General features: G+C 76.9%; 21 protein-coding genes. 14 read left to right on the top strand and 7 right to left on the bottom strand.

Annotated features, from left to right (window positions below):
• Positions 1–61 precede the first annotated feature (61 nt).
• On the bottom strand, positions 62–1,027 hold the full coding sequence (locus ACFCX4_RS04290; protein WP_376138823.1) for an EamA family transporter: 966 nt from the start codon (positions 1,025–1,027) through the stop codon (positions 62–64).
• A 99-nt stretch (positions 1,028–1,126) separates the two neighbouring features.
• Between ACFCX4_RS04290 and ACFCX4_RS04285 the strand changes: the two genes are divergently transcribed.
• Positions 1,127–1,633 (top strand): MarR family winged helix-turn-helix transcriptional regulator, encoded by a 507-nt coding sequence (locus tag ACFCX4_RS04285; RefSeq protein WP_376138821.1) that lies wholly within the window; start codon positions 1,127–1,129, stop codon positions 1,631–1,633.
• A gap of 36 nt (positions 1,634–1,669) precedes the next feature.
• Here the strand turns inward: ACFCX4_RS04285 and ACFCX4_RS04280 are convergent, their stop codons facing one another.
• On the bottom strand, positions 1,670–2,593 hold the full coding sequence (locus ACFCX4_RS04280; RefSeq protein ID WP_376138819.1) for a methyltransferase domain-containing protein: 924 nt from the start codon (positions 2,591–2,593) through the stop codon (positions 1,670–1,672).
• Positions 2,594–2,621: 28 nt separating this feature from the next.
• Between ACFCX4_RS04280 and ACFCX4_RS04275 the strand changes: the two genes are divergently transcribed.
• The 6 genes from ACFCX4_RS04275 (at position 2,622) to ACFCX4_RS04250 (ending at position 8,239) form a co-directional block, all read left to right on the top strand.
• Positions 2,622–4,208, top strand: a complete 1,587-nt coding sequence (locus ACFCX4_RS04275; protein ID WP_376138817.1) for a PLP-dependent aminotransferase family protein — start codon at positions 2,622–2,624, stop codon at positions 4,206–4,208.
• A gap of 560 nt (positions 4,209–4,768) precedes the next feature.
• Positions 4,769–5,788: a glycoside hydrolase family 3 N-terminal domain-containing protein gene (locus tag ACFCX4_RS04270; RefSeq protein WP_376138816.1), complete on the top strand. Its 1,020-nt coding sequence runs from the start codon at positions 4,769–4,771 to the stop codon at positions 5,786–5,788.
• Positions 5,789–5,922: 134 nt separating this feature from the next.
• Positions 5,923–6,141 carry a hypothetical protein gene (locus ACFCX4_RS04265; RefSeq protein WP_376138815.1) on the top strand — a complete coding sequence of 73 codons (219 nt, stop codon included), beginning with the start codon at positions 5,923–5,925 and terminating at the stop codon, positions 6,139–6,141.
• 255 nt (positions 6,142–6,396) lie between these two features.
• Positions 6,397–7,224 (top strand): nucleotidyltransferase domain-containing protein, encoded by an 828-nt coding sequence (locus ACFCX4_RS04260; RefSeq protein WP_376138814.1) that lies wholly within the window; start codon positions 6,397–6,399, stop codon positions 7,222–7,224.
• 444 nt (positions 7,225–7,668) lie between these two features.
• Complete coding sequence (locus ACFCX4_RS04255; protein WP_376138812.1) at positions 7,669–8,025, top strand: ArsR/SmtB family transcription factor; 357 nt, start codon at positions 7,669–7,671, stop codon at positions 8,023–8,025.
• A 52-nt stretch (positions 8,026–8,077) separates the two neighbouring features.
• Entirely contained in the window at positions 8,078–8,239 is a 162-nt protein-coding gene (locus ACFCX4_RS04250) for a DUF6126 family protein (RefSeq protein ID WP_376138810.1), read from the top strand.
• A gap of 112 nt (positions 8,240–8,351) precedes the next feature.
• Here the strand turns inward: ACFCX4_RS04250 and ACFCX4_RS04245 are convergent, their stop codons facing one another.
• Positions 8,352–11,435 carry a cytochrome P450 gene (locus tag ACFCX4_RS04245; protein ID WP_376138808.1) on the bottom strand — a complete coding sequence of 1,028 codons (3,084 nt, stop codon included), beginning with the start codon at positions 11,433–11,435 and terminating at the stop codon, positions 8,352–8,354.
• A 435-nt stretch (positions 11,436–11,870) separates the two neighbouring features.
• Between ACFCX4_RS04245 and ACFCX4_RS04240 the strand changes: the two genes are divergently transcribed.
• The 3 genes from ACFCX4_RS04240 (at position 11,871) to galE (ending at position 15,186) form a co-directional block, all read left to right on the top strand.
• Positions 11,871–12,650, top strand: a complete 780-nt coding sequence (locus tag ACFCX4_RS04240) for a sigma 54 modulation/S30EA ribosomal C-terminal domain-containing protein (RefSeq protein ID WP_376138806.1) — start codon at positions 11,871–11,873, stop codon at positions 12,648–12,650.
• An 88-nt stretch (positions 12,651–12,738) separates the two neighbouring features.
• Complete coding sequence (locus tag ACFCX4_RS04235) at positions 12,739–13,287, top strand: hypothetical protein (RefSeq protein WP_376138804.1); 549 nt, start codon at positions 12,739–12,741, stop codon at positions 13,285–13,287.
• Positions 13,288–14,166: 879 nt separating this feature from the next.
• Complete coding sequence (galE, locus tag ACFCX4_RS04230) at positions 14,167–15,186, top strand: UDP-glucose 4-epimerase GalE (RefSeq protein WP_376138802.1); 1,020 nt, start codon at positions 14,167–14,169, stop codon at positions 15,184–15,186.
• Between the two features lie 57 nt (positions 15,187–15,243).
• Here the strand turns inward: galE and ACFCX4_RS04225 are convergent, their stop codons facing one another.
• Positions 15,244–15,438, bottom strand: coding sequence for an antitoxin (locus tag ACFCX4_RS04225; protein ID WP_376138800.1), 195 nt, complete (start codon positions 15,436–15,438; stop codon positions 15,244–15,246).
• Between the two features lie 199 nt (positions 15,439–15,637).
• On the opposite strand from ACFCX4_RS04225, the gene ACFCX4_RS04220 reads away from it, so the two are divergent.
• Entirely contained in the window at positions 15,638–16,252 is a 615-nt protein-coding gene (locus ACFCX4_RS04220; protein WP_376138798.1) for a DUF6542 domain-containing protein, read from the top strand.
• A complete protein-coding gene (locus tag ACFCX4_RS04215) occupies positions 16,245–17,813 on the top strand; it encodes an LCP family protein (RefSeq protein WP_376138796.1) in 1,569 nt (522 codons plus the stop codon). The genes ACFCX4_RS04220 and ACFCX4_RS04215 overlap by 8 nt, the downstream gene beginning before the upstream one ends.
• Positions 17,814–18,479: 666 nt before the next feature.
• Here ACFCX4_RS04215 and ACFCX4_RS04210 read toward each other — a convergent pair.
• Positions 18,480–19,778, bottom strand: coding sequence for an MFS transporter (locus tag ACFCX4_RS04210; protein WP_376138795.1), 1,299 nt, complete (start codon positions 19,776–19,778; stop codon positions 18,480–18,482).
• Between the two features lie 194 nt (positions 19,779–19,972).
• Between ACFCX4_RS04210 and ACFCX4_RS04205 the strand changes: the two genes are divergently transcribed.
• Entirely contained in the window at positions 19,973–20,416 is a 444-nt protein-coding gene (locus ACFCX4_RS04205) for a winged helix-turn-helix transcriptional regulator (protein ID WP_376138793.1), read from the top strand.
• Between the two features lie 66 nt (positions 20,417–20,482).
• On the opposite strand, the gene ACFCX4_RS04200 is transcribed toward ACFCX4_RS04205, so the two are convergent.
• Positions 20,483–20,992: a hypothetical protein gene (locus tag ACFCX4_RS04200; RefSeq protein WP_376138792.1), complete on the bottom strand. Its 510-nt coding sequence runs from the start codon at positions 20,990–20,992 to the stop codon at positions 20,483–20,485.
• Positions 20,993–21,173: 181 nt separating this feature from the next.
• Entirely contained in the window at positions 21,174–22,406 is a 1,233-nt protein-coding gene (locus tag ACFCX4_RS04195; protein ID WP_376138791.1) for a DUF6777 domain-containing protein, read from the bottom strand.
• 470 nt (positions 22,407–22,876) lie between these two features.
• Here ACFCX4_RS04195 and ACFCX4_RS04190 point away from each other — a divergent pair, with 470 nt between their 5' ends.
• Positions 22,877–24,226 (top strand): streptophobe family protein, encoded by a 1,350-nt coding sequence (locus ACFCX4_RS04190; RefSeq protein ID WP_376138789.1) that lies wholly within the window; start codon positions 22,877–22,879, stop codon positions 24,224–24,226.
• The last annotated feature ends 166 nt before the right edge of the window (positions 24,227–24,392 follow it).

The raw sequence follows: 24,392 nt of genomic DNA, 5'->3' as shown, positions 1-24,392 counted from the left end.
GGGTGCGGGCCCCTTGCGGGGCCGGGCGCGGAGGCCCCGGCCCGGTCGGGCGCCCTGACCGTCAGGCCGCCCGGCGGGGGCGCGCGTCGGCGTGCTCCGCCGTGTCCCCGGCGGGTGCGGCGGGTGCGGCGGGACCGGTGCCCGGCACCCCGGCGACGGGCCTGGCCGGCGTCCGCGGCCGCTGGGTCTGCGCGGCGACGAGCGACCCGAGCACGATCACCGCGCCGACCGCCTGGACCGGGGAGAGGTCCTGGCCCAGGACGAGCCAGCCGAGGGCGGTGGCGACGACGGGGCTGAGCAGCGCGAGGAAGGTGACCGAGGTCGGCGGCAGGGCGCGGATGCCCCGGAACCAGAGGGCGTACGCGACGGCCGCGCCGATCAGGCCCAGGTAGCCGTAACCGAGCAGGTTGGCGCCGGTGAGGCCGGACGGCGGCGGCCCCTCGACCAGGAGGGCGACCGGGAGCAGCAGCAGGCCGCCCGCGGTGAGCTGCCAGCCGGTGGTGGCGAGCAGCGGTGCGGGTGAGGTCCAGCGCTTGGAGAGGACGACGCCGGTGGCCATCACCACCGCGCCGCCGAGCGCGGCGGCGACGCCGAGGGCGTCGAGCCGGGCGTCGGCCCGCAGGACGAGCAGGCTGACGCCGGCCACCCCGGCGATCCCGGAGACGAGCGTGCGCGGCGAGAGGCGGTCGCCGAGGAGCAGTACGGAGAGGCCGGCGGCGATCAGCGGCTGTACGGCGCCGACGGTGGCGGCGACCCCGCCGGGCAGGCGGTAGGCGGCGACGAAGAGGAGGGCGAAGAAGGCGCCGATGTTGAGCGCGCCGAGGACGAGCGAGCGCCACCACCAGCCGCCCTTCGGCAGCCGCCGGGTGAGGGCGATGAGCAGCAGTCCGGCGGGCAGGGCGCGCAGGACCCCGGCGAGCAGCGGGCGGCCGGGCGGCAGCAGCTCGGTGGTGACGAGATAGGTGGAGCCCCAGATGGCGGGGGCGAGCGCGGTGAGCAGCACGATGGCGAGTCGATTCCTTAGCACTAAGCCAATATATCTCAGCGCTAAGTAATCTGGTCAAGCGGTGGCGGGACGACTGCTCCGGGATACCTCACCGCTAAGGGGTCATCTAGGCTTGGGGACATGGCGGAGAGCGTGGATCATGTGGACCGGGTGGTGCGGCAGTGGCGCGCGGAGCGTCCCGACCTCGATGTCTCCCCGATGGAGGTGATCGGCCGGCTGAAGCGGCTGTCCCGCCTGGTCGACGCCGAGCTGAAGGAGACCTTCGCCCGGCACGACCTCGACTTCGCCTCCTTCGACGTGCTCGCCACCCTCCGCCGCAGCGGTCCGCCCTACCGCCTCACGCCGACGGCCCTCATGCAGTGCGCGATGGTCACCTCCGGGGCGATCAGCCAGCGCCTCGACCGGCTGGAGGCGCGCGGCCTGGTCACGCGCACCCCCAGCGGCTCCGACGGCCGCAGCCGCGACGTCGCCCTCACCGACGAGGGGTACGCCCTGATCGACCGGGCGCTCCCCGATCACCTCGCCACCGAGGAACGCATCCTGGCCGGGCTGGACGAGCCCCGGACGGCCGCGTTCGTCGAGGCCCTGCGGGTCGTGCTCGGCACCCTCGGGGACGGGCCGGAGTGACCGCACCCCGGCGTCCGGCCGCCGGGCTGCCGCCGGTCACGGGTTGACCCCCACCGCCTTGAAGAACGTGTAGTGGAAGGTCCCGCCCGGCTCCGCCGCCCGGCGCAGCTCGGCCACGCCCCGGTCGAAGGCCTCCGCCGTGGTGAGGCCGGCCCCGACCGCGTCCTCCCGCACCGCCTCGACCATCGCGATGAAGGTCCGCCGGGTGAACCCCTCCGCCAGGTCGGGCCGGGAGCCGTCCGCGTACATCGTGCGCGGGCCCACCACGACGTCCCGGAACCCCGCCGCGGTGAGCAGCGGGTACAGCCGCCGCCCGAGCAGACCGTCGCCCCCGCCGTCGGCCTGGAGCCGGACCAGCAGGTCGACGACCCGCTGGGCGGCCTCGCCGTGCGGGTGGAAGAGCGCCGAGCCGTGGTCGCCCTCGATCACCGTCACGCTGCCGCCCGGGCGCAGCACCCGGCGCAGCGCGGCCAGCGCCGCCGCCGGGTCGGCCAGGTGCTCCAGGACGAAGCAGACGAAGAGGTGGTCGAAGGAGTCGTCGGGGAAGGGCAGTCGGTGCAGGTCACCGTGGTGCCAGTCGACCCGCGCGCCGGGCGCGTGCGCCGCGACCCGGGCCCGCGCCAGCGCCAGTGAGTCGGCCGAGATGTCGGCGGCGGTCAGCAGGACGTCCGGGCCGGAGGTCAGCAGGTGCACGGTCTGCGCGCCGACCCCGCACCCGGCCTCCAGGACCCGGCTGCCCGGCGGGTAGGCGGTGCCGAGGTGGAGGAGCTCGGCCAGCGCGTCGGCCTGGTCGCCGAGGCGCCGGGCCTCGGCGGGGGAGTAGCCGTGGACGTACGCGGGGGCGGCCGCGACGGCCGGTGCGGTCCGGCCGGCCTGCCCGGTGCGCTCGGGCCGGTCGGCCTGCTCGGGCCGCCGGGCGGCGGCGGTGCGGGTGGTGGGCTGCGGGGTGCTCGTCGTCATGCGCCCACCCTCCCGGCACAATGGTCCGGTGCACAGGTCCAATGATCGGCCCGTCGACAGGTCCGTAACCGCCGGCGCGGACTTCCTCCAGCTCGACCCCCTGGAGGCGCCCGCCGGGGGACTCGCGGACTGGCTGGCCGGGCGGCTGCGGGAGGCGGTCACCGACGGCCGGCTGCCGGTCGGCACCCGGCTGCCCGCCACCCGGGCGCTCGCCGCCGACCTGCGGGTCTCGCGCGGCGTGGTCACCGACGCCTACCGCCGCCTCACCGAGGAGGGCCGGATCGCGGGCCGGGGCCGGGGCGGCACCGTGGTGGTCGACCCGTTCGCCCGGGCCCCCGCGCCCCCGCCGTCCCCGGCCCGCACCGTCCGGCCCCGCACCGGGGCCGACCCCGGTACGGGCTGGCCGCCGTCCGGACCCCCGTCGGGCACCGCGGCCGCCGCCGGGGCACCGCCCGGCGGGCCCTTCGACCGCACACCCGTCCCCGCCAGCTTCGACGCGCTGCGCAACGCGCCCGCCCGGATCGACCTCTCGCCAGGCGTCCCGGACCTCGCGGCCTTCCCCCGCGACGCCTGGCTGCGCGCCGAACGCGCCGTGCTCCAGGGCCTCGCGCCCCAGGACTTCGGGTACGGCGACCCCCGCGGCACTCCCGCCCTGCGCCGCGCCGTCGCCGACTGGCTCGGCCGCAACCGGGGCATCCGCGCCGAGCCCGAGGACGTCCTGGTCGTGGCCGGGGCCGCCCAGGCGCTCGCCCTGGCGGGCGAGGTGCTCCGCGCGGCCGGACCGGACGTCGTCGCCGTCGAGGACCCGGGCTCCCTCGGCACCCGCCAGCACCTCGGGCACCGGATCACCACCACCCCGCCCGTCCCCGTCGACGACCAGGGCATCCGGGTGGACGCGCTGCGTGCCACCGGGGCCCGCGCCGTCCTGCTCACCCCCGCCCACCAGTTCCCGACCGGCGTGGTGCTCGGCGGGGCCCGGCGGCGCGAGCTGCTCCGGTGGGCCGCGGAGGGCGGGCTCGTCATCGAGGACGACTACGACGCCGAACACCGCTACGACCGGCCGCCCGTGCCCGCGCTGCGCGGGGTCCTCCCCGAACAGGTCCTCTACCTCGGCAGCGTCTCCAAGCTCCTCGCCCCCGCGCTGCGCACCGGCTGGATGCTCGCCCCCGCCCGCTACCGGGACCTGCTGGTCGACGCGAAGCGGCTCGCCGACCTCGGCAACGCGGCGCTCCCGCAGCTCGTCCTCGCCCGGCTGATGGACTCCGGTGCGCTGGAACGCCACCTCCGGCTGCTGCGTCCGCGCCACCGGCGCCGCCGCGACGCGATGACCGCCGCCGTCCGTGCCCACCTGCCCGGCGCCGTCGTGCACGGCGCGGCGGCCGGGCTGCACCTCATGCTGACCTTCCCGCAGGGCCTGAGCTGCACGGACACCGAGTTCGCCGCCGCGGCGCTCGCCCACGGGGTCAAGGTGCAGCCGCTGTCCTGGCACGCCCGGCTGCCGCACCCGCCGGGGCTCGTCCTCGGCTACGCGGCCGTCGCGCCCGGTGCGATCGGGGAGGGCGTCGCCGTCCTCGGACGGCTCCTCCGGGAGGCGGGGGGACCGCTTCCCGGGTGAGGCTGCTGGTGTCGCCCCGCGCGCCGCTCGGGGCCTGCGATCACGGGTGTGCGCTCTCCGGGCCGCTCCCGATGGCCGGACCGGTCGACTCCACCGCACCGGCCCGCCATTCTGGACGGCGGTCCCGCACCTTCGTCCGGAGGCGTCGACCGGACCGCTGCTCGGCGCCGCGGTGCCGGGCGACGATCCCGAACCGCGATCCCGAACCATGTGCTCCGACCGGACCACCGGGCCGGGCCGGACGCCGGGGGCGTGCCACGCCCCCGTTCGACCGGCCGGCCCGGATCCGACCGACCGAGGGAGGCCGGATGCCATCGCCCCGCCGAACACCGGGCCGAGCACCGGGCCGAATACCGCGCCGCACTCCGCGCGGAGCGGTCCGGACCGTGGGCCTCGTCCTGCTGCTGACCGCCCTGGCCACCTCCGCGCCGGCCGGGCCGTCGGGTCCGGCCGCCCCGGCCGCCGCTCGGACCCCGCCCGGCCCGCCCGCGCATCCCACGCACCCGACACCCACGACCACGCCGACACCCACGACCACGCCCACGGAGAGGACGACCCCCGTGCCCCTCACCGAATCGCTCCGGCTCGCCGGCCGCCGGGTCGTCTACTCCTACCCTGGCCCGGTCCCGCCGCCCGCGCTGCTCGACACCGTCCGCGCGGGCCGGGCCGCCGGCGTCATCTTCTTCAAGGACAACGTCCCCTCCCTGCCCGAGCTCCGGGCGGCCGTCGCCCAGCTGGACCGGGCCGCCGCCGAGGCCCCGTCCGGCGCCCCGCTGCTCCTGATGACCGACCAGGAGGGCGGCAAGGTCCGGCGGCTGCCCGGCGCACCGGAGATCTCCGCCCGGCGCACCGGCACCGCTCCCGACCCGGCGGGCGAGGCCGCCCGGGCCGGTGCCGGAGCCGCCGGCACGCTCGCCGGGGCGGGCCTCAACGTCAACCTGGCCCCGGTGCTCGACGTCTTCGACACGCCGGACAACTTCATCGACCACTTCGAACGCTCCTACGGTTCGAAGCCGGACGCGGTCGGCCGGCTGGGTTCCGCCTTCCTGGCCGCCCAGCAGAGCCTCGGGGTGGCCGCGACCGCCAAGCACTTCCCCGGTCTGGGCGCCGCTCCCGCCGGGGCGAACACCGACGAACTCCCGGTGATCCTCCCCGTCCCGCTCGCCGAGCTCAGGGCCCGTGGCGAGGAACCGTACCGGGCCGCCATCGCGGCCGGGGTCCGCCTGGTGATGGCCTCCTGGGCCGTCTACCCGGCCCTCGACGCCCGCCTGCCGGCCGGCCTCTCGCCCACGATCGTCCAGGGCGAACTGCGCGAGCGCCTCGGCTTCGGCGGGGTGACCGTCACCGACGCCCTCGAAGCGGGCGCCCTCACCGCCTTCGGCGACACCGGCGACCGGGCGGTGGCCGCCGCCGACGCCGGCATGGACCTCCTCCTCTGCTCCGGCCGCGACGTCCACCAGGGCGACGCCGCCGTCGAGGCCCTCGCCACCGCGCTCGACAGCGGCCGTCTCGACGCGGCCGGGTTCGCGGCGGCCGTCCGGCGCGTCGACGACCTCCGGGCCTCCCTCGCCGCCCCCTGACCCCGGGCCGCCCCCGCGGCGGAGTCGGGAATCCCCCCGCGCAACTCTGCGGCGGTCCCCATCGCGCGCCGGGCGACCGGCGGGCCATCATCTCTCCCAGCCCCGCAGAACACGCGAGTCGAGGAGTGAACGGCATGACCCGCACCACCCCGCCCGGCGCCCGTCGGACCCGGCGCACCTGGTACCTCGGACACCGCGCGCGCCCCGCCCGGGCCGACCGCCGCCGCCTGGGGCCGGAGGCCGCGGCCACCGCCGCGGCCATCGTGGCCGGCGCGCTGCTCACCCCGCCCGCCCCCGGACCGGACCGCGCCGCGCGCCCGGCGGCCCGGGGCGGCGGCCCGGCGGACGGGTGACCGCCCACCGCTGCCCCGCCCGCCTCCGGCAGGAGCCGGACGACCGCGGAGGTCCGGCCCACCGGCCACTCGGTGCTCCGGGGCCGGACCGGCCGGACGTTCCGGTCGGGGCCGGTCGGGGCCGGTGCGGTGGCCTGGGGGTGGCGCAAAGGGGGTGAGGGTGGCGCGAAGAGGGTGCTCGCGCGACCAACACGCGCCGATCGTTTGCGGAAACGAACGGACACGGAGGGTCATCCGGATGGCAGGCTTGCCGCCGTGACTGTGCACCCTCTCGTACACGAGATCGCCGACGCCTACCTGGCCCTGGTCGACGCCGCAGCGCCCGGGCTGGTCGAGGGCCTGTACGTGGTCGGTTCGACGGCCCTGGGGGACTTCCACCCCGCACGGAGCGACATCGACTTCGTGGCCGTGTCCGCGGATCCGGTGACGGCGGCGCAGCTCGTGGGGCTGGAGCGTGCGCACGCCCGGCTCGCGGCGCGCTATCCGGGGCCGGTCTTCGACGGCCCCTACCTGACCTGGCACGAGCTGGCGGGTCCGCCCGCGCAGGCGGCGCCGGGACCGCACGTGTCCGGCGGGGCGCTGCGGCGGCGGGTGCGGACCGACCGCACGCCGGTGCTCTGGCACACCCTGGCGCAGCACGGGGTGACGCTCTGCGGGCCGCGGGCCCAGGAGCTGATGATCGACACGGACCGGGCGGAGCTGGCCGCCTGGACGGTCGCCAACCTGGAGGAGTTCTGGCGGCCGTGGCTGCGGCGTTCCTCCCGGCTGGCGTCGCGGCCGGGGCTGGCCTGCCTGAACGGGTGGGAGCCGGCCCGGGGTGTGCTCGGGGTGAGCCGGCAGCACTACACGCTGGCCACCGGGCGGATCGCCTCGAAGCGCGGCGCCGGTGAGTACGCCCGGGCGGTGTTCGGCGACCGGTGGCACCGGATCGTGGACGAGTGCCTGCGGATCCGGGACGGCCGGCGGCGGCGGTCGCTCTACCCGAACCCGTTCGTCCGGCGGGCGGAGACCCTCGCGTTCATGGAGATGGCGATCGGGAGCGCCCGGCGGCTGGGGGCGGGCCGGTTGCCGCTGGGGGAGTAGCGGGCGATCGTGCCGTCGAAGGCAGGCCGGCGCTCCGGTCGTCGACCCTTCGGCCCTTCGGCCCTTCGGCCCTTCGGCCCTTCGGCCCTTCGGCGTTTCGCGTCCCCGCTTCTCGTCCCGGCATCCGATGTCAGGACCACGCCGGGCCGTGAGTGAAATGTCACATGTGGCCTACTGGCGCCCAGGGGTTCGGGGGTCCGGGGTTCTCGCGGCCCCGGGCCCGCCGTCGTACCCGGCCCGGTACGGTGGACGCGCCGGGCGGATGATCGCACCGTGGGGGCCCGTCCGCCCCGGGGGTCTCCCGCCGGACGGAATCCTCATGATGACTTGAAGAAATCTTCATCTGCAAGGATGATGCTTCCCGCCGGAGAAGCCGGCCCGGTCCGGACGGTCGGGGCCGGCGACGGGCGAGCCCATCCACCGATGTGCAGGGAGAGACGGACCATGCCGGTCCCGCTGTACCAGGCGAAGGCGGAGTTCTTCCGCACCCTCGGGCACCCGGTGCGCATCCGGGTGCTGGAACTGCTCCAGGACGGGCCGCGCCCGGTGCGCGAGCTGCTGGCCGCGATCGAGATCGAGCCGTCGAACCTCTCCCAGCAGCTCGCGGTGCTGCGCCGCACCCAGCTGGTCACGGCCACCCGTGAGGGCAACACCGTCGTCTACGCCCTGAGCACGCCGGACGTCGCGGAGCTGCTGCGGGCCGCGCGGCGGATCCTGACCGAGCTGATCACCGACCAGGGCGCGCTGCTCACCGAGCTGCGGGCCCCGGAGTCCGGTGCCGCGCCCGCGGGCAACCGGTGACCGGCCGCCGCGCGCGGTCCGGCGGGCCCGCCGACCCGAGGAGTCTCCGGCCATGAGCGAGCACACCGGCGAGGGCCGGGCGGACAGCGGGGCCACCCGGGAGGAGAAGGCGCGGCGCAAGGCCATGCTGATCCGGGCGGGCATCTACATCTTCGCCACGCACCTGTTCGCGGGGTTCGTGCTGCTGCTGTTCGCCCTCGGCGGCCGGAAGTAGCCGGGCCGGACCCCGGGGAGGGGCCGGCCCGGCACGACCGGGCACGGCCGGACCGGGGTCACCGGTCCCGGCCGGGGGAGGGCGCGGGACCGGTGACCCCGGCCGAAGGCCGTCAACGCGGGGTGTCCTCCCTGGTGTAGCGGCGGCTGGTGCTGGTCCAGGTGAAGACCCCCTCGACCAGCTCCCGGGTGCCGTCGAGGTACCAGCCGCCCGCCGGATGCCGGAGCACCAGGCGCCGGCGCAGGATCTCGCTCTGGGCGGTCAGCCGGGCGATCCGGGCGCCGACCGCGCGGGCCGCCCGGCTCCGGCTGCAGCCGCGGACCCGCTGCAGGGTGAGCACGGTGTTGAAGGCCCCGGTGTTCTGGCGCTCCTCGCGGTCCGCCGAGTAGAGGTCGTTGATCAGCGTCGCCGCGTCGGCGGTGTTCGCCCGCAGACGGTGCAGGGCGGGATCGGCGTGCAGCCCCGCCGGCGCCTCACCGCCGTGGACGTGCTCCAGTATGCCCATGAACGGGTAGAGGCAGCTGGCATGGCGGCGCAGCCTGATGGTCTCGGTGAGGTCGGGGTGGGTGTGCGCGGCCCGGTGGGCGGTCTCGGCGAGGAAGGTCTCCAGGCAGGAGCGCCACTCCTCCGCCGCGCGCCGCCGCCAGCCCGGGGGCATGGGTGCGGTCTGGCGCTGCCACAGTTCCCGCCAGGCGTCCAGTAGTTGGGGCTGCGGCGTGCCGCCCGGGAGGGGCCGGCCGGCCATCACGGCGAGCAGCGGTTCGACGATCGCCCGGGCCACGGCGGGATCCTGGCCGGACGGGCCGTCGAAGCGGTCGTCGAGGATGGTGAACCAGCCCAGGAGGTCGATCAGCAGGTCGAGCTCGGTGCCGCGGGCGAGGGGGTAGGCGTGGCCGATCAGCTCGGGCAGCGCGTAGCTGTGGTAGCGGGCCAGTTCCTCCCGGCGCAGCAGGCCGTGGGCCAGCGTCCAGTCGCTGTGGCGGGCCGCGGCGGCGCGCAGTTCGGCCGGGGAGCGCAGGATCCCGGGCGTGTGCCGGGCGACCGGGGCGGCGACCGGGGCGGTCGGCCGCTCCGGGAGCGCCGGCGGGGCGGGCCGGGGAGCGGCGGTGATCCGTCGGACGGTGGTGATCCGCCAGTTGACGGGCGGCGGGCCCGGATCGGCGATCCGGCGGACGGCGCCGCCGGCGTCGACGGTGAGGGTCCGGACGGCGCCGCCCGGCCGGGTGGCGGTGCGCGAGCCCGTGCGGGTGACCGTCCGGGCGGTGGTGCGCAGGCCGGTGCTCCGCAGCGCGGTCGCCTGCGGGCGCTCGGTGGCGGCGGACCGCCGGGGACCCAGGGCCGACCTGGTGGGCAGGCCGCCGGAGCGGCGCGGCCCCGCGGTGCCCGGGGGGTACAGCGGCTCGACGGTGAACGCCCCCCGGGCGGGACCGATGGGGCCGGGGGTGCCGGCCGGGGCGGCGGTCACCGTCGGACCGGCGGTTCTCGCGGTGCCGGCCGGGCTGCCGCTCCCGACGCCCGCTCTGCCGCTCGCGCCGCCGCCGGTCCCCCTGCCGCCTCCGGCGCCGCCGGTCTCCGCCGGGCGCGGGTCGCCGCGGCGGGGCCCGGCCTGCCGCGCGCCGGACTGTCGCGGCCCGGCGATCGGGAGGGAGCGGGCCGGCGGCGCCTCGTCGCGCGCCGCCGCCGGTGCGCGGCGCGTGCCCGGGGGCCGCGGGGGCAGGCCGCCGCGCGGGGTGAGCCGCACGCGCAGGCCCTGGGCCTGGACCGTCGTCCAGACGACCTCGCGGGCCTGCGCACCGGGGACGGCCGTCGGGCGCCAGCGGCGCAGCACCACGGCGGCGGCCACGGTCAGCTCGGCCCAGGCGAAGGCCTCGCCGATGCACTTGTGCTTGCCCGCGCCGAAGGGCAGGAAGGCCTGGCGGGCGACGCCGGACCCGTTCGCCCCGCCGCCCGGAGCCCCTTGCGCGCCCGCCGTCCCGTCGGGGCCGTACCAGCGGCCGGGACGGAAGCTGAGCGGGTCCGGGTACAGCGCGGGGTCGCGGTGGAGCGCGGTGAGGCTGTAGAGCAGTTCGGTGCCCGCCGGGATCAGGTAGCGGCCCAGCTCGACCGGCACGCTCGCGGTGCGCATCAGGAAGGCGTTCGGCGCGTGCAGCCTGACGACCTCCTGGGTGACGGCGCGGGTGTAGGTGAGGCGGGCCAGCGCCTCCGGGGTGGGCACGGTGCCGGCCGGGAGGTGCTCGTCGAGCTCGGCCAGGACGCGGGCCTCGATCCGGGGGTGGCGGACCAGCTCGTCGATCAGCCAGGTGAGGGTGGTGGAGACGGTCTCGGTGCCGGCGCCGAACATGGTGATCGCCTCGGACCGGACGTCCGCCTCGGTGAGCGGCCGCCCGGTGGCGGGGTCGACGGCGGCGCGCAGCAGCGCGGGCAGGGTGGTGCCGCGCCGGCCGCCGGCCCCGGTGACCGGGCAGCCGCCCGCCGGGGTGCCGGGTGCGGCCCCGGCGACCGCCTGGTCGACGACCTGGTTGAGCACCCGCACCGCCGCGTCGAAGCGCCGGTTGACCGGCAGCGGCAGCCGGGCGAAGGCCCGGTGCGGGTAGAGCGACTGGACGATCTGGCCCTTCACCATGTCGGGCAGGGCCCGGTGGAAGGCGACCGTGGCGTCCTCGCTGAGCCGGGCGTCGAACAGGGCGCGGGTGACGATCTCCAGCGCGAGGTGGTTCATCTCCTTGGCGACGTCGAGCACCTGGCCGGCCCGCCAGCGCCCGGCGCGTTCCTCGGTGACCCGGTGCATGACGGCCAGGTACTCGGCCATCCGGTCCGCGCCGAAGGCGGGCTGGACGGTCCGGCGGCGGTCGCGGTGGGCCCGGCCCTCGGACATCAGCAGGCCGTCCCCGAAGGCGGTCTTGAGGGTGTCCTGGACGGCGCCGCGCGGGCAGTCGTGGGCGAGGGCCACCAGCAGGGTGTGGACCAGGCCGGCGTCGGTCACCACGCAGACCGTGCGCGGCCCGAGGCGGATCCGGACCACCTCGCCGTGGCGGGACAGCGACCCGAGGAAGCCGAGCGGATCGCGCAGGAGGGCGGGGACGTGGCCGAGACCGGGCACGGCGCCCGGGGCGAGGGGGGGCAGCACCGGGCGGCCCGCCGCCGGGGGGGTTCCGGGCGGGACGGACGGTCTGCGGGTCTCGCTCGTCAGGATCATGACATCACCTCTTACCAGATGGACCGGGGGACGGACCGGTGGGACGGGCCCGGCGCGTCCGGCCGGGTGTCGGACCGGTGGGACCGGTCCGGTGCATCGCTGCCACCGGGGCCGCCGCCTCGACGGCCGGGATTCGGGGGCCTGTGGACCGCAGACCCCCGCGCGCGCCGCGGACAGAGGGCGCACGCCATGAGAAACGCGCCGGTCCCAATGAGCGTTGCGCCGTACCCGGATGGATCACTCCATCGGTGGAGTGTCCTCAAGGTCTGCGCCGGGTGTCCCGATGAGGGGCCCCCGGCGGGCGCTCCCGCCCGCGGTTCCCGGGACCGCCGCGGGCGGGCCCGGGCCGTCCTGCCCCGCCGGCAGGGCCTTTCGGCCCTCGGCGGAGGGGTCTCCACCGGTCCAGCATGGTGCCGGACGAAGGAGGACCCTCTGATGACCCGTCTGCGAAACCGGCCCGCGCTCGACGTCCGGGTGGAGATCCGGGGCGAACTGCCCCGTGAGGACGCCGAGTACGCCCGGGACCGGTCGCTGGCGCTGATCTCGCACCTCGGACCGGACGCGCACGCCGCCCGGCTGCGGCTCACCCGGCCGCGCGACCGGTCGGTGACCAGGCCCGCCGTCGCCCAGGCCTCGGTGGAGCTCGACGGTACGGGCCCGGTGCGGGTGGAACTGGCCGCCGTGACCGCGCGCGAGGCGGTCGACCTGGCGCTCGGCACGCTCGCCGGGCGCGCCGCGCGCCTGCGCGAGCTGGGCGGGATAGGGCTCGCGACGGCTTTCGAGAGCTCCTACCGCCCCCAGTATGCACCGCGTCCGCTCGCCGAACGCAGGGTCGTCCGGCGGAAGTCGGTGCGACTCGCCCGGCGCACGCCGGAGCAGGCGGTCCGCGAGATGCTGGCGCTGGACTATCGGTTCCACCTCTTCTCGGACGCGCTGACCGGCCAGGACGGCCTGGTCCACCGTAGGCCCGCGCACGGCGGTTTCCGGCTCGTGCGCGCGCACTCCGCCGTCCGGCTCGGCGGCTCGGGGCTGCCGATCGCCGAGAGCCCGCACCCGGCGCCCCGGCTGGAGCCGTCCGAGGCGGCCCGGCAACTCTGGCTCACCTGCTGGCCGTTCGTCTTCCACACCGATCCCGGCGACGGCCGCGGCCGGGTCCTCTACCGCCGCTACGACGGTCACTATGGCTTGATCACGCCGGTAGCGGAACCCCGTTGACGGGCAGGTAGTGATCGGCAAGGGCTGACCGGTACACGACCGACGACGGACGAGCACACTCCTCACGCTCTGGACGGGAACTGGGACCATGGACTGCGAAGAAGTCATGCTGACCGTCAGGATCACGGCCGCCGAGCGGGCCCTGCTGCGCGAACTCGCGCGCGGCCACGGCACCGACGTGTCGGACGTGGTGGTGGACGGCCTGCTCGACGTCGTTCCCCGGCTGCACGTCCTGCCGGCCCGGTCCGCCGCCGCGGCGCCCCCGGCCGGACCGTCCCCGCTGGCCGGGCCCGCACCGGCGGCCGCACCCTTGCCGACCAGGCACGACGGGCCGGGCGGGCGGGCCGTCGTCCCGGTGGACGCCGGGCTGTCGCGACTGCTGCGGGTGCTGACCGGGCCCGCCCCCTGCGCGCTGACGCTCTGGCTGCCGGCGCCGGTCGCCGACCTGCTCCCGCTGGTCGGCGAGCGGATCGCGGCCGTCAGCGGGCTGCGGATCGGTCCGGCGAGCGCGGCGCTGTCCGCCGCGCTCCGGTTCTGGCTGACCGGCGACCCGCGGCGGCTGGCCGCCGGTCTGGCCGGCCTGCACCGGCAGGGCGTGCCCCGGCTCGCCGTCCAGCGGCTCGACGTCGCGGCCTGAGCGGGAAGCGGACCGGCCGGATCCGGCCGGATCGGACCGGCCCGCGCAAACCTGCGCCAGGGGGCGTGCGGATGCTGGGAGGCGCGTGAGGAGTGCGCCGGGGTCGGCCGGGAACCGGCGGCACCCGCCCGCCCGGCTGTCTCCGGTTTGCCGGGCCGACACCCGTACGTCGGCCAACGGCCCGGCGGGGGACTCGCCGGGAGGTGTTCAAGGGCCGGCCCGGCGGTGCGACCCGAGGGCTCAACTGGCATGTCCTGGACGGGAAATTGCCTGGTCAGAGCTCTGGTCACGGCCTTCGCGCAGGTCTAGCATTCCGGTCACGGCAACCGGAGTCCGGCCCCCTGGACCACCGGTGCGGTGGCCGCCACCACCCTCTGCCGGGGCGCGTACATCCCCCGAGTGCGCTCCCCGGCAGCGCCGTGCGCGCAGTGCCCGTCCTCCTGCGCGACCCCGTCATCCGCTGCGCGCTCCCCCACCGCTCCACACTCCGTGGACGCACCGTTCGACGCGCGCCCCCTGATGGCGCGCACGCCCGGCGTGCATCCCGGGCGTGCGCCGATTGCACACCCCCTCGCGCGACGGCTCGTCGGGTCGCCCGGCCGCCGGTCGTGGCCGATCCTCCGCACGGACTTCGACAAGGGGTTCTGCCGCCCGGGGTGCCGCGGTCGCCCCCGGTCCCGCTCGCGCCCGTCCGTCCGACCGCCCCTCCACCCGTCCGACCACCCGTCCGCCCGCGTCCGGCCGTCCCCGGTTGCACCCGGCGGTTCCCGGACGGGCAGCACCGCCCTCGCCCGGGAACCATCGGGTCCGAACGGGCCGTCTCCACCCCGACAGCGGGCGCCACCGGGTGCCCGTCCGAGGGCAGGGAGCGGCAACAGCGTGCGAAAGGTACTGATCACCGGCGGAGCGGGTTACATCGGAAGCACCGTGGCGTCCGCGCTGCTGGACGCGGGCATCACCCCGGTCGTCCTGGACGACCTCTCCAGGGGCCGGGCCGAGTTCGTCGAGGGCCGGGTGTTCTACCGGGGCGACATCGCCGACGCCGGGCTGGTCGACCGGATCTTCGCCGAGCACCCCGACATCGGGGCGACCCTGCACTGCGCCGCCCGGATCGTCGTCCCCGAGTCGGTGTCCCGGCCGCTGTTCTACTACCGGGAGAACGTCGGCAAGACCGTCGACCTGCTGGAGTCCCTGCAGCGCAACGGCTGCACCCGGGTGGTCTTCAGCAGCTCCGCCTCGATCTACCGGCCCACCCCGACCGGCCGCGTCGACGAGTCCTGCCCGGTCGAGGCCGGCAGCCCGTACGCGCGCACCAAGCAGATGATGGAGCAGGTGCTCCAGGACTGGACGCGCGGCGCCGGGGCCGACGGGGCGAGGGTGATCGCGCTGCGGTACTTCAACCCGATCGGCGCCGATCCGCGCATGCGCACGGGGCTGCAGGACCTCCGGCCGACCCATGCGCTGGGCAAGCTGATCGAGGCGCACCTGAACGGCACCCCGTTCACCATCACCGGGGTGGACTGGGAGACCAGGGACGGCTCGGGCATCCGGGACTACATCCACGTCCAGGACGTCGCGGAGGCGCACGTCGCCGCGCTGCTCCGGTTCGACGAGGTGACCGGGCCCGAGGCCGGGGAGCGCTACCGGGTCGTCAACATCGGCACCGGCGACGGCACCACCGTCCGCGAACTGGTCGCCGCCTTCGAGCAGGCGGTCGGCGCGCGGCTGGACGTCCGCGAGGCCGAGGCGCGGCCCGGGGACGTCCTCGGCTGCTACAGCGACGTGACGGCCGCGCGCGAGCTGCTCGGCTGGGCGGCGCGCCGCACGATCGCCGAGGGCGTCGGGGACGCGCTCGCCTGGCGGGCCCGGTGGGAGGCCCGGCTGACCGCCGCCGTCTGACGGGTCGCCGGTGGCCCGGGGACCCGGGCCACCGGGGCCGGTGCGGCCGCCCGGTGACTACTTGGACGAGTCGAGGCCGTTGATGAAGCCCTTCGCCTTGTCCGCGGCGGTGTCGATCCGGTCGCTGTACTTGCCGTCGGTCTTGTCGTCGATGACGTCGGCGACCTTGTCCAGGCCCTGGGTGATGGCGCCGCTGTGCTCGCGGGCGAGGTCGGTGGCCTTGTCGGCGAGGTTCTTGAGGTTCTCGAACATGATGGTCCTTCTGTTCGTGCGGCGCGGTTCGTGATCATCCTAGCCGCCGCTGACCTGCGCTTTCCCTGGCGGGAAACTCCGTCCGACGCCCGGCCGGGCGGTCCGCGGATGACTTTGCGGGGGCGGGTTTGTATGCTCCAGGCTTGTTCTACAGCATTGTAGAAGTTTGCGGAGCGGCACGGCGAGAGGGGTGTGGGGCATGGTCGGGCGACGAGCGGGAACCCCGGAGCGGGAGACGCGAAGGCGCCCCCCGCCCCCGCCGCCCCGGTCCGGGGCGGCGGGCACCGTCCCCGCGCCGCGCCGTGCGGCCGCGCGCCGTGCGGCCGGGGCCCGGCGGCCCGGCGGCGCCCTGCCGGTCCTGGCGGCCTCGGCCGGGCTGCCGGCGGCCGGTGCGGTGGCCGCCGAACTGACCGGGAACGGCGGCGGTCCGCTGTTCGCCGCCGGCGCGGTGCTGGGTACCGCCGCCGCCGCGGTGCTCTGCGGCCCCGCCGGACGCTGGTGGGTCGTCGTCGCCGCACCGCCCGTCGTCCTGGCGGCCAGGGCGGGTACCGCCTGGCTCGCCGGCCGCGACGCCCTCCGGGGCGGGGCGCTCGGCTCCGAGGCGCTGCGCTGGGTGGTCGGCGCGTTCCCGGTGATGGCGGCGGCGGTGGCGGCCGCGCTGCTGGTGGTCCTCGCGCGCGTGCTCCTCGACCGGCGTGCCGCCCGTCGCCGGGCCGTGGCCGGGCCCCCGGTCGCCGGCCCGCCCCCGGACCCCGGTGCCACCCGGACCCCGCCCCCCGTCCCGACCCCGCACCGGAGGAGCCGTCGTGGCTGAGCCCCGCACCCGGCCGCTGAACGTCCTCGGCCGCGCCCTCGCCGGAACCGTCTCCGTCGCCGTCCTGGGCGCGAGCGGCTTCGTCTGGTACGAGTACCGGCAGCTGGACGGCGGGCTGGTGAAGTCGTCCGCGCTCGCCGAGGCCCGGGCGGACGCGCCGCCGCACCTCGACAAGTCCGTCAACCTGCTGCTGATCGGCCTCGACAGCCGCAAGGACATGGACGGCAACGACCTGCCGAAGGAGTTCGTCGAGGAGGAGCTCCACGCGGGCTCCAGCGAGATCGGCGGCTACAACACCAACGCGCTGATCGTCCTGCACATACCGGCGGACGGCGGCAAGGTGACGGCCCTGTCCGTTCCGCGCGACGACTACGTGCAGACCGTCGGGGCGGACGGCCGGATGCACAAGATCAAGGAGGCCTACGGGATCGCCAAGGAGGCCGCCGAGCAGAAGCTGGGCGGCAAGGGCCTGTCGAAGGCGGAACTGGAGCGACAGAGCCGGGAGGCCGGCCGGGTGGCGACCATCCGGACCGTGCAGGCGTTCCTCGGCGTACCGATCGACCACTTCGCCGAGGTCAACCTGATCGGCTTCTACGACATCGCCAAGGCCGTCGAACCGGTCGAGGTCTGCCTCAACAATCCGGTCGACGACCCCATCGTGGCCCGGACGGCCGCCCACGAGGGCGGCGGCACCGGGCTCAGGCTCCCCGCGGGCGTCAGCTCGCTGGACGCCCGGCAGGCGCTGTCGTTCGTCCGCCAGCGGCACCACCTGAAGAACGGCGACCTCGACCGGACCCACCGGCAGCAGGCCTTCATCTCCTCCGTCGTCCACAAGCTCAAGCAGCAGGGCGTGGTCGGTGACCTCGGCCGGCTCCAGCGGCTGTTCGACGCGGTGAAGAAGGACGTGGTCATCGACGACCGCTGGAACGTGCTGGACTTCGCGCAGCAGGCACCCAACCTGACGGGTGGCAACGTCGAGTTCAACACCCTGCCGATCACCGGGTTCAGGAACATCGGCGGCCAGGAGGTCAACACGGTCGACCCGGACCGGATCAGGCGCATCGTCAAGCAGCTGTTCGGACACGAGTCCGCGCCGGCGGCGGTGCCCGAGACGCCCGCGCCGGCGGGGACGGCGGGGACGGCGGGGGAGACGCCCGTGGCCGGTGCGACGAAGGCGCGCGCCACCGTGGACGTCCGGGGGCCGGACACGGAGACGGCGGCCGCGGAGTCCAAGGCGCTCGCCGAACTCGGCCACCCGGCGGGCCGGGTGGGCGGCGCGGCGGCCACGGGGCGGGCGAGGGCGACCACGGTCGTCTACGGCACGGGCGCGAAGGCGGAGGCCGAACAGCTCGCCGCCCGGTACGGCGTCACCGCCACCGCCGGCGCGGCCGGCGCCGTCGCGCCGGGCCACGTCGCGGTGACCCTCGGCACCGTCCGGACCGCCACCGCCGGCCCCTCGTCCGGCCCCACCGGCACCACCGCGCCCGGCGCCGACCCGGCCCCGGACCTCCCCATGCAGGGCCCCGCGGTCAAGGCCGGCGGCATCCCCTGCGTGGACTGAGGCCCGATCCGCCGACGGTCGGCTCCGGAAGCGGCCGGGGGCGCGGTGGCCCCGGTGTCCGGCGGTCCGGCCGGGCGGCGGTCCGTGCGGGGGCCGGTGCGCGGGCCGTGGGTGGACGGGCCCGGGCCGGAGGGGCCCGGGCCGGGGGCGGCCGCCGCGGTCCCGGCCCGCCGGGAGTGGCAGCCGGGTCGGCGCACCGCGATCCACTCCCGGCCGCCGCCGCGGAACGCGCCGGACGGTTCGGCCCCGGAGACGGCCCGCGACCGGGTGGCGGCCGAGGCACCGGTCGGGGGCCGAACCGTCCGGTCGACGGCCGTGTTCACCTCCTGCCCGCCGGGTGAGGCCGGCCGCCGGTCGGAGGACTTCGACAGGTCGCGGGCGGCGTCGGCCGGCGCCACCCGCAACGCCTTCCTGCCGGGGGACTCCGACCCGACGCCCGACCGCGCGCCGGTGCGCACACCGCCCGGCACCGGTCGCACGGACACCCGCGCGGAGCCGGGGCGGGGCCCGCGCCGACCTGGCCGGAGTCCGGCAGTCGCTGCTCCGGGCGGTGGCCGCTGATCCGGGTCGACCGCGTGCCGCACGGGGAGGGGCTGCCCGCGGTGTCGGTGGCGGAGCACCCGGTGCGGGACACCGGCCACCGCGCGGCGGCCGCGGAGCCGACCGTCACCGGCTGACGCCGCCTCCGGTGGGCCGGCGGAGTTCGGCGGCCCACCAGAAGGCGAGCGCGAGCAGGCTGACCCCGCCGCCCAGCACGCAGACCGCCGTCCAGCCGGCGTGCTCGTACACCACGGTGGAGAGGATCGCGCCCGCCCCGCAGCCGACCGAGTAGAACAGCATGTACCCGGCGGTCAGCCGGCTCCGGGCCTCCGGGCGGACCTGGTAGAGCAGGTGCTGGTTGACCACGTGCACGGACTGCAGGCCGTAGTCGATCACCACCATGGCCACCACCAGCCACCACACCGAGTGCGGCAGCAGGGCGGCCATCGGCCAGGAGACGAGCATCGCGGTGAGCCCGATCGCCAGGGTGCGCCCGGCCCGCCCCCGGTCGGCCTGCCGGCCGGCGTGTCCGGCGCCCAGCGCGCCGGCGGCGCCGGCCAGGCCGAAGAGCCCGATCTCGGTGTGGCTGAGGGCGAACGGCGGGGCGGCGAGCGGCAGCACCATCGGGGTGAGCAGGACGGTGACGGCGGTGAACACCAGCAGCGCCAGGGTGGCGCGGACCCGGAGCACGGGCTCCCGGGCGAACAGCGTGAAGACCGAGCCGACGAGTCGCGGGTAGTGGATCCGCTCCCGGCCGCCCGGTCCGCGGTGGTGCCGTTCGGCGGGGAGGGCGGTGGCCAGGACGACGGCCGCCGCGCCGGTGGCGACGGCGGAGACGACGTAGACGGCGCGCCAGCCGGCGAGGTCGCCGATGGTGCCCGCGACGGTCCGGGCGAGCAGGATGCCCACCACGATGCCGCTGGTGACGGTGCCGACGACCCGGCCCCGGTCGGCGGGGCCGGCGAGCGAGGCCGCGTGGGCGACCATCACCTGGGCGACCACGGCGAGCACACCGACCGCCGCCATGGCGAGCAGCATCAGCGGCGCCGAGGGGGCGACGGCCACGGCGGCGAGCGCCACGACGGAGAGGCCGAGCTGGGCGGTGATCAGCCGCCGCCGGTCGAGGTGGTCGCCGAGCGGGACGAGCAGCACCAGGCCGGCCGCGTACCCGGCCTGGGTGAGGGTGCCGACCAGGCCGACCGTGGCGCGGGCGATGCCGAGGTCGTCGGCGACGAGGTCGAGCAGCGGCTGGGCGTAGTAGACGTTGGCGACGGCGAGTCCGCTCGCGACGGAGAGCAGCCAGGCGATCGCGGGGGAGAGGCGGCGCGCGGTGACGGGCGGTCCGGGGGCCTTCGGGCGGTGGACGGCGGCGGAACCGGACGGGGGCGCGGCGGCGGGATCGGGCGGAACCACGGGAGCGGGCACGAGGGCTCCTTCGACGGGTGCGGTTGCAAAGTGCTACCGCATGACCCTCGCACAGTGTGGTTTCATAAAGCAACCGCAAGTTGAGGGTGGCCGCGCGCTAGGGTTGCAGGGTGAAACCCGCGCCCGCGGGACCGCGGGATCACCGGGTCACCGGACCGCGGGACCGCCGGAGCGCGGGTGAGAGGAGCCGGAACGTGCCGAAACGCACCTCGCACGAGGAGGCGTCCTGCCCGGTCGCCCGGCCGCTGGACGTCCTCGGCGACGGCTGGACGCTGCTCATCGTCCGGGACGCCTTCGACGGCCTGCGCCGCTTCGGGCAGTTCCAGAAGAACCTCGGGCTGGCGAAGAACATCCTCTCCGCCCGGCTCGCCAACCTGGTCGCCAACGGGGTCTTCGAACTCGCCCCGGCCGCCGACGGCAGCCCCTACCAGGAGTACGTGCTCACCGAGAAGGGGCGCGCGCTGTTCCCCGTCGTCACCGCGCTGCGCCAGTGGGGCGAGCGGTACTTCTTCACCGACGACGAGCCGCGCGCCCGGCTGGTCGAGCGGGCCGGCGGCGCGCCGGTCGCCCGGGTGGAGGTCCGCTCGGCCGACGGGCGGGTGCTCGGGCCGGACGACACCGAGGTGCTGCTGCCCTGAGCGCGTGCGCGCGCCCCGCCCGCCGGAGCGGCGGACGGGGCGCGGCGGCCGTGCGGCCGGAGGGTGTCAGCAGTTGCGGATGGCGTAGACGGGCGTCCAGTCCTGGGTGTGGTTGGCGCCGCCGTCGGGCGTGAACGACTTCAGCACGCCGCCGTTCGAGCCGTAGAAGTACGACCGCACGCCGCCGGTCTGGTTGTCGGCGTAGAACCCCTGGCCGTTCCAGCCGCTCAGGCTGTACCGGGCGCAGTTGTAGAGGTAGAAGATCTTGTAGTCACCGGCCGTCGGGTCCCAGACCAGGGCACAGAGGTTGCCCTGGGCGCACTGGTAGTCGCTGTCGGCGGGGACGTGGCCGAACCGCGCGGCCGGGGAGACCGTCGGCGAGACGGCGGCGAGCCGCGCCCGGTCCTGGAGCGACGGCGCCGACGGCGCGACCAGCGTCTGTCCGGCCGCGGTGGTGACGGTGGCCGCCGCGGGCGCGGCCTGGGCCGGGCCGGTGGTGCCGGCGAAGGCCGCCAGCAGGGCGGTGAGCGCGCCGGCCGTGCCGAGCGCGGAGCGCTTGAATCGAGAGCGGAGCATGATTCCTCCAGCTGTCCGGTGGCCGCGGGTCCGCGGCCCTACTCAGCCAAAGTCCTGATCGCCTCACAGGTCAAGGCCGTTCGAGGACTGTCGAATGCTCAGGGGGTCGCAGGATTCACCTCCGTGTCGTCGTGTCACACCCGCCCCGGCGCCGGGGTGCCGGGGCGGGCCTCCGGCCGGTTCAGCCGGTGGTTCCGGTGGCCGTCGCGGTCAGTTCGGCCGAGCTGTTGGACGCTGTCGTGCCGGTGCCGGCCGCACTGGTCGTCCCGGTGGTCGTCCCCTCCGGTTTCGGCGTCGTCGTGGTGGCGGCGGGGGTGCTGGTCACCGTCGGCTTCGCGGTGGTGGTCGACGCCGTGGCGGTCGGCACGGCGGAGCTGCTCGTCGGAGCCGCGGACGAGGCGGTCGCGGACGAGGGGGTGGCCGCCGAGGAGGTGGCCCCCGAGGTGGAGGCCGTCGCCGATCCGCTGGACGGGCCGGTGGAGCCGGAGGTCGAGCCGGACGGCGAACCCGGGGTCGACGAGCCGCCGGAGGACGGGGCCGAGGTGGAGGCCGAGGCCGAGGTGCTGCCCGGGACGGTGCCCGACGGCGTCGCCGGGTGCCAGACGGAGGGCGGCGGGACCCCGGGCGCCAGCGGGCCGCGCGGTTCCGGTGCGGGCTTGTCGACGACCTCGATCTGCCCCGTCACCCGGGTGAACCAGCCGCCGGTCACGATGTTCACCAGCACGATCTCGGTCACCGGCCGCGGTGCGGCGACCACGACCACCAGCGTGGTGGGCTGGAAGCCGCTCCAGGCCTTGCCGGTGTACTTGGCGTCGGACACCAGGGTGGGCGGCTTCAGCGGGTTGCCGCAGCTGCACCGCACCCGCGGCACGCCCTGGGCGTCCACCAGCACCGCCGTGCCGGCCTGGAGGACGGACTGGTAGGCCACGGCCGCCCCGCCCTTGTAGCTGTGGTTGGTGACCCGGGTGTCCACCCGCAGGTAGGCCGAGGTCAGCGACCGCAGGTAACCGGGGACGGCGGACTGCTCGATCCCCTGCGCCGAGGCCCAGGCCCGGCCGGTGTCACCGGTCGAGGTCATCGGGATCAGCCGTTCCACGTCGCAGCTCGGCCGGTTCATCGTGCCGCCGTAGAGGCCCGCCGACGTCCCCTCGACGCTGTGGAGCGTCGCGGTCGCCGTCCCGCCGGCCGTGGCGCCGTCCGTCCGGGTGGCGGTGGGCTGCGCGGGGGCCGAGGCGGGGGCCGGAGCCTGCACCGCCTGGGTTTCCACCGTCTGGGTGAACGGCGCCGGGCCCGGGTCCTGCGGGCTCTGCAGCGCGACCTCGTTCGCGGTGGGCACGGTGTCGTCGTTCCCGCCGCCGCCGCTGTTGACGATCAGCACCGTCGCCACCACGGCCAGTGCGACCGCGCCGCCCACCGCCGCGGCCTTCGGGCCGGAGCGCCACCACGGCTTCGGGCGCCCCCCCGGGGGCCCGCCCGGCCCGGGGGCCCCGCCACCGGACGGCGGTCCGGACGGCGGTCCGGGAGGTCCGGGCGGTCCGGACCGCCCGCCGCCCGTCGGCGGACCGGAGAGCGGCCCGGACGGCGGCCCGGAGGGAGGTCCGAGCGGCGGCCCGGAGGAAGGCGGTTGGGAACTCATCGAGGGCTCCGTTTCGCAGACGGCCGGTCCGAGCGGCCGGCGCAGGAGGCTCCTGCCACTGGCATCCATTTCTGCCCCCGATCCCCGTCCGTCGCAACAGCAGCACGCTGCGTCACCCCGGCCGGGTCCGCCCGGCCGCCGGGCGGTCCCGCCCGGGCGGACCGGCCGCTCCTGGGTCACGCTGGTGCCAGGCGCGGGGCCGGAACCGGACGCGCGAGGGAACGACCCGAGCCCGACAGGGAGGCCGCATGGAGCAGAAGGCCCGTCCGAGCCGCCCGGGGGCCGGACCGCCCGGCGCCCTCCGCGGCTGGCTGGACGCGCTGGCGGTCGTCCTCGCCGGCCTCGCCGCGATGGCGGCGGTGGCCGCGCTCGGCCTCTGGGCGGCCGGCGCCGACGCGCTGCCCGGCGGCGGCTTCCCCTACGTGCTCGCCGCCACGCTCGCCCTCGCGGTCGGCGGAACGGTCGAACTCGACGGCGGCGCGGGCTTCTTCGCCTCGGCCGACGCCGGCATCACCGCGATGCCGCTCTCCGTCGGCCTGGTCGGCGCCCTGACCGTGGCCGAGGTGTTCCTGCGCCAGCTGCGCTTCCGCGCGGTGGCGGGCGGCCGCGAACTGCTCGGCCGCACGGTCCGCACGGCGGTGGTCTGGCTGGTCGCGCTCGTCCTGCTCTGCGCCGCCGCCCGGCACGACTTCACGGTGCCGCTCGGCGGCGGACTCGCCGAGGAACTCGGCGGGGCCCTCGGGCTGGCCCCCGAGGTGGGCTTCCGCGCGCAGCCCGCGAGCACCGTCGGACTCGGGCTGCTCTGGCTGCTGGTGGTGCTCGCCGCGACCTTCGCCGTCTCCCGCCGGGCGCCGCTGCCGCGCTCCCTGGTGCGCTTCCAGCAGGCGGTCCGCCCGGCCGGGTTCGCGATGCTGCTGGTCCTGCTCGGGTACGTGCTGCTGGGGGTCGCGGCGGCGGTCGGCACCGCCGCCGTCCACGGCAACGCCAGGGAGACCGCCGCCGTCGCGCTGCTCGCCCTGCCCAACCTCGTCTGGCAGGCCTACGGGGTCGGACTCGGCGGGCAGTGGCAGGGCCACCTCGTCGGGGCGATCGGGCTGCCGGTGCCCGAGCCGCTGGCCGCGGTGCTGCGCACCGACGAGGGCGGCGACGGCACGGTGAGCCTTGGGACCCTCGCCGAGCAGGACGCCCGGGCCTGGTGGCTGCTGCCGCTGGCCGCCGTCCTGATGCTCGGGGCCGGGGTGTTCGCCGCCCGCCGGTCGCCGCGCGGGGTGCGGGTGTGGCGGCACGCCGTGCGACTGGGGGCGGCGGCGGCCGTCACCCTGCTGCTGGTCGGCGTCTGGACCAGGGTCTCCGCCGACTACGGCCTCTCGGTGCTCGGGGTCGGCCTCGGCGAGGGCGGCCTGGGGGACCTGCTGGGCGCGGTCCTCGGCCCGGCCGTCGGCCCGATCGGTCCCGCGGCCGCGCTCACCGGGGGGACGCTGACCCTGGACCCCCGGCTGTGGACCCTGGTGCCGCTGGCCGCCGGCTGGGGCGTGCTCGCCGGCGGCCTGGGCGCCCTCGTCGCCGCCCTGGCGCCCCGTCGGGCCGGCCCCGGGTAGCCGCGCCCGGTGCTCCGCGGGGTGTCGGCGGCCGGGGCCTCGGCGGTCGGCGGGTGGGCGCTCAGGGGCCGGGCCGCCGGGGTCCTGGCCGGCCGCGGCCGCCGGGTGCGGCGCCCCGGACCGCGCGGGCGCCGGTGGGCGGCTTCCCGGCCCTCGACGTGCGCCG

Origin of the sequence: Kitasatospora sp. NPDC056327, assembly GCF_042261735.1 — a bacterium.
GTDB lineage: Bacteria > Actinomycetota > Actinomycetes > Streptomycetales > Streptomycetaceae > Kitasatospora.
The sequence above is the reverse complement of the archived record's forward strand: the minus strand, read 5'-3'. Positions and strand labels throughout refer to the sequence as shown.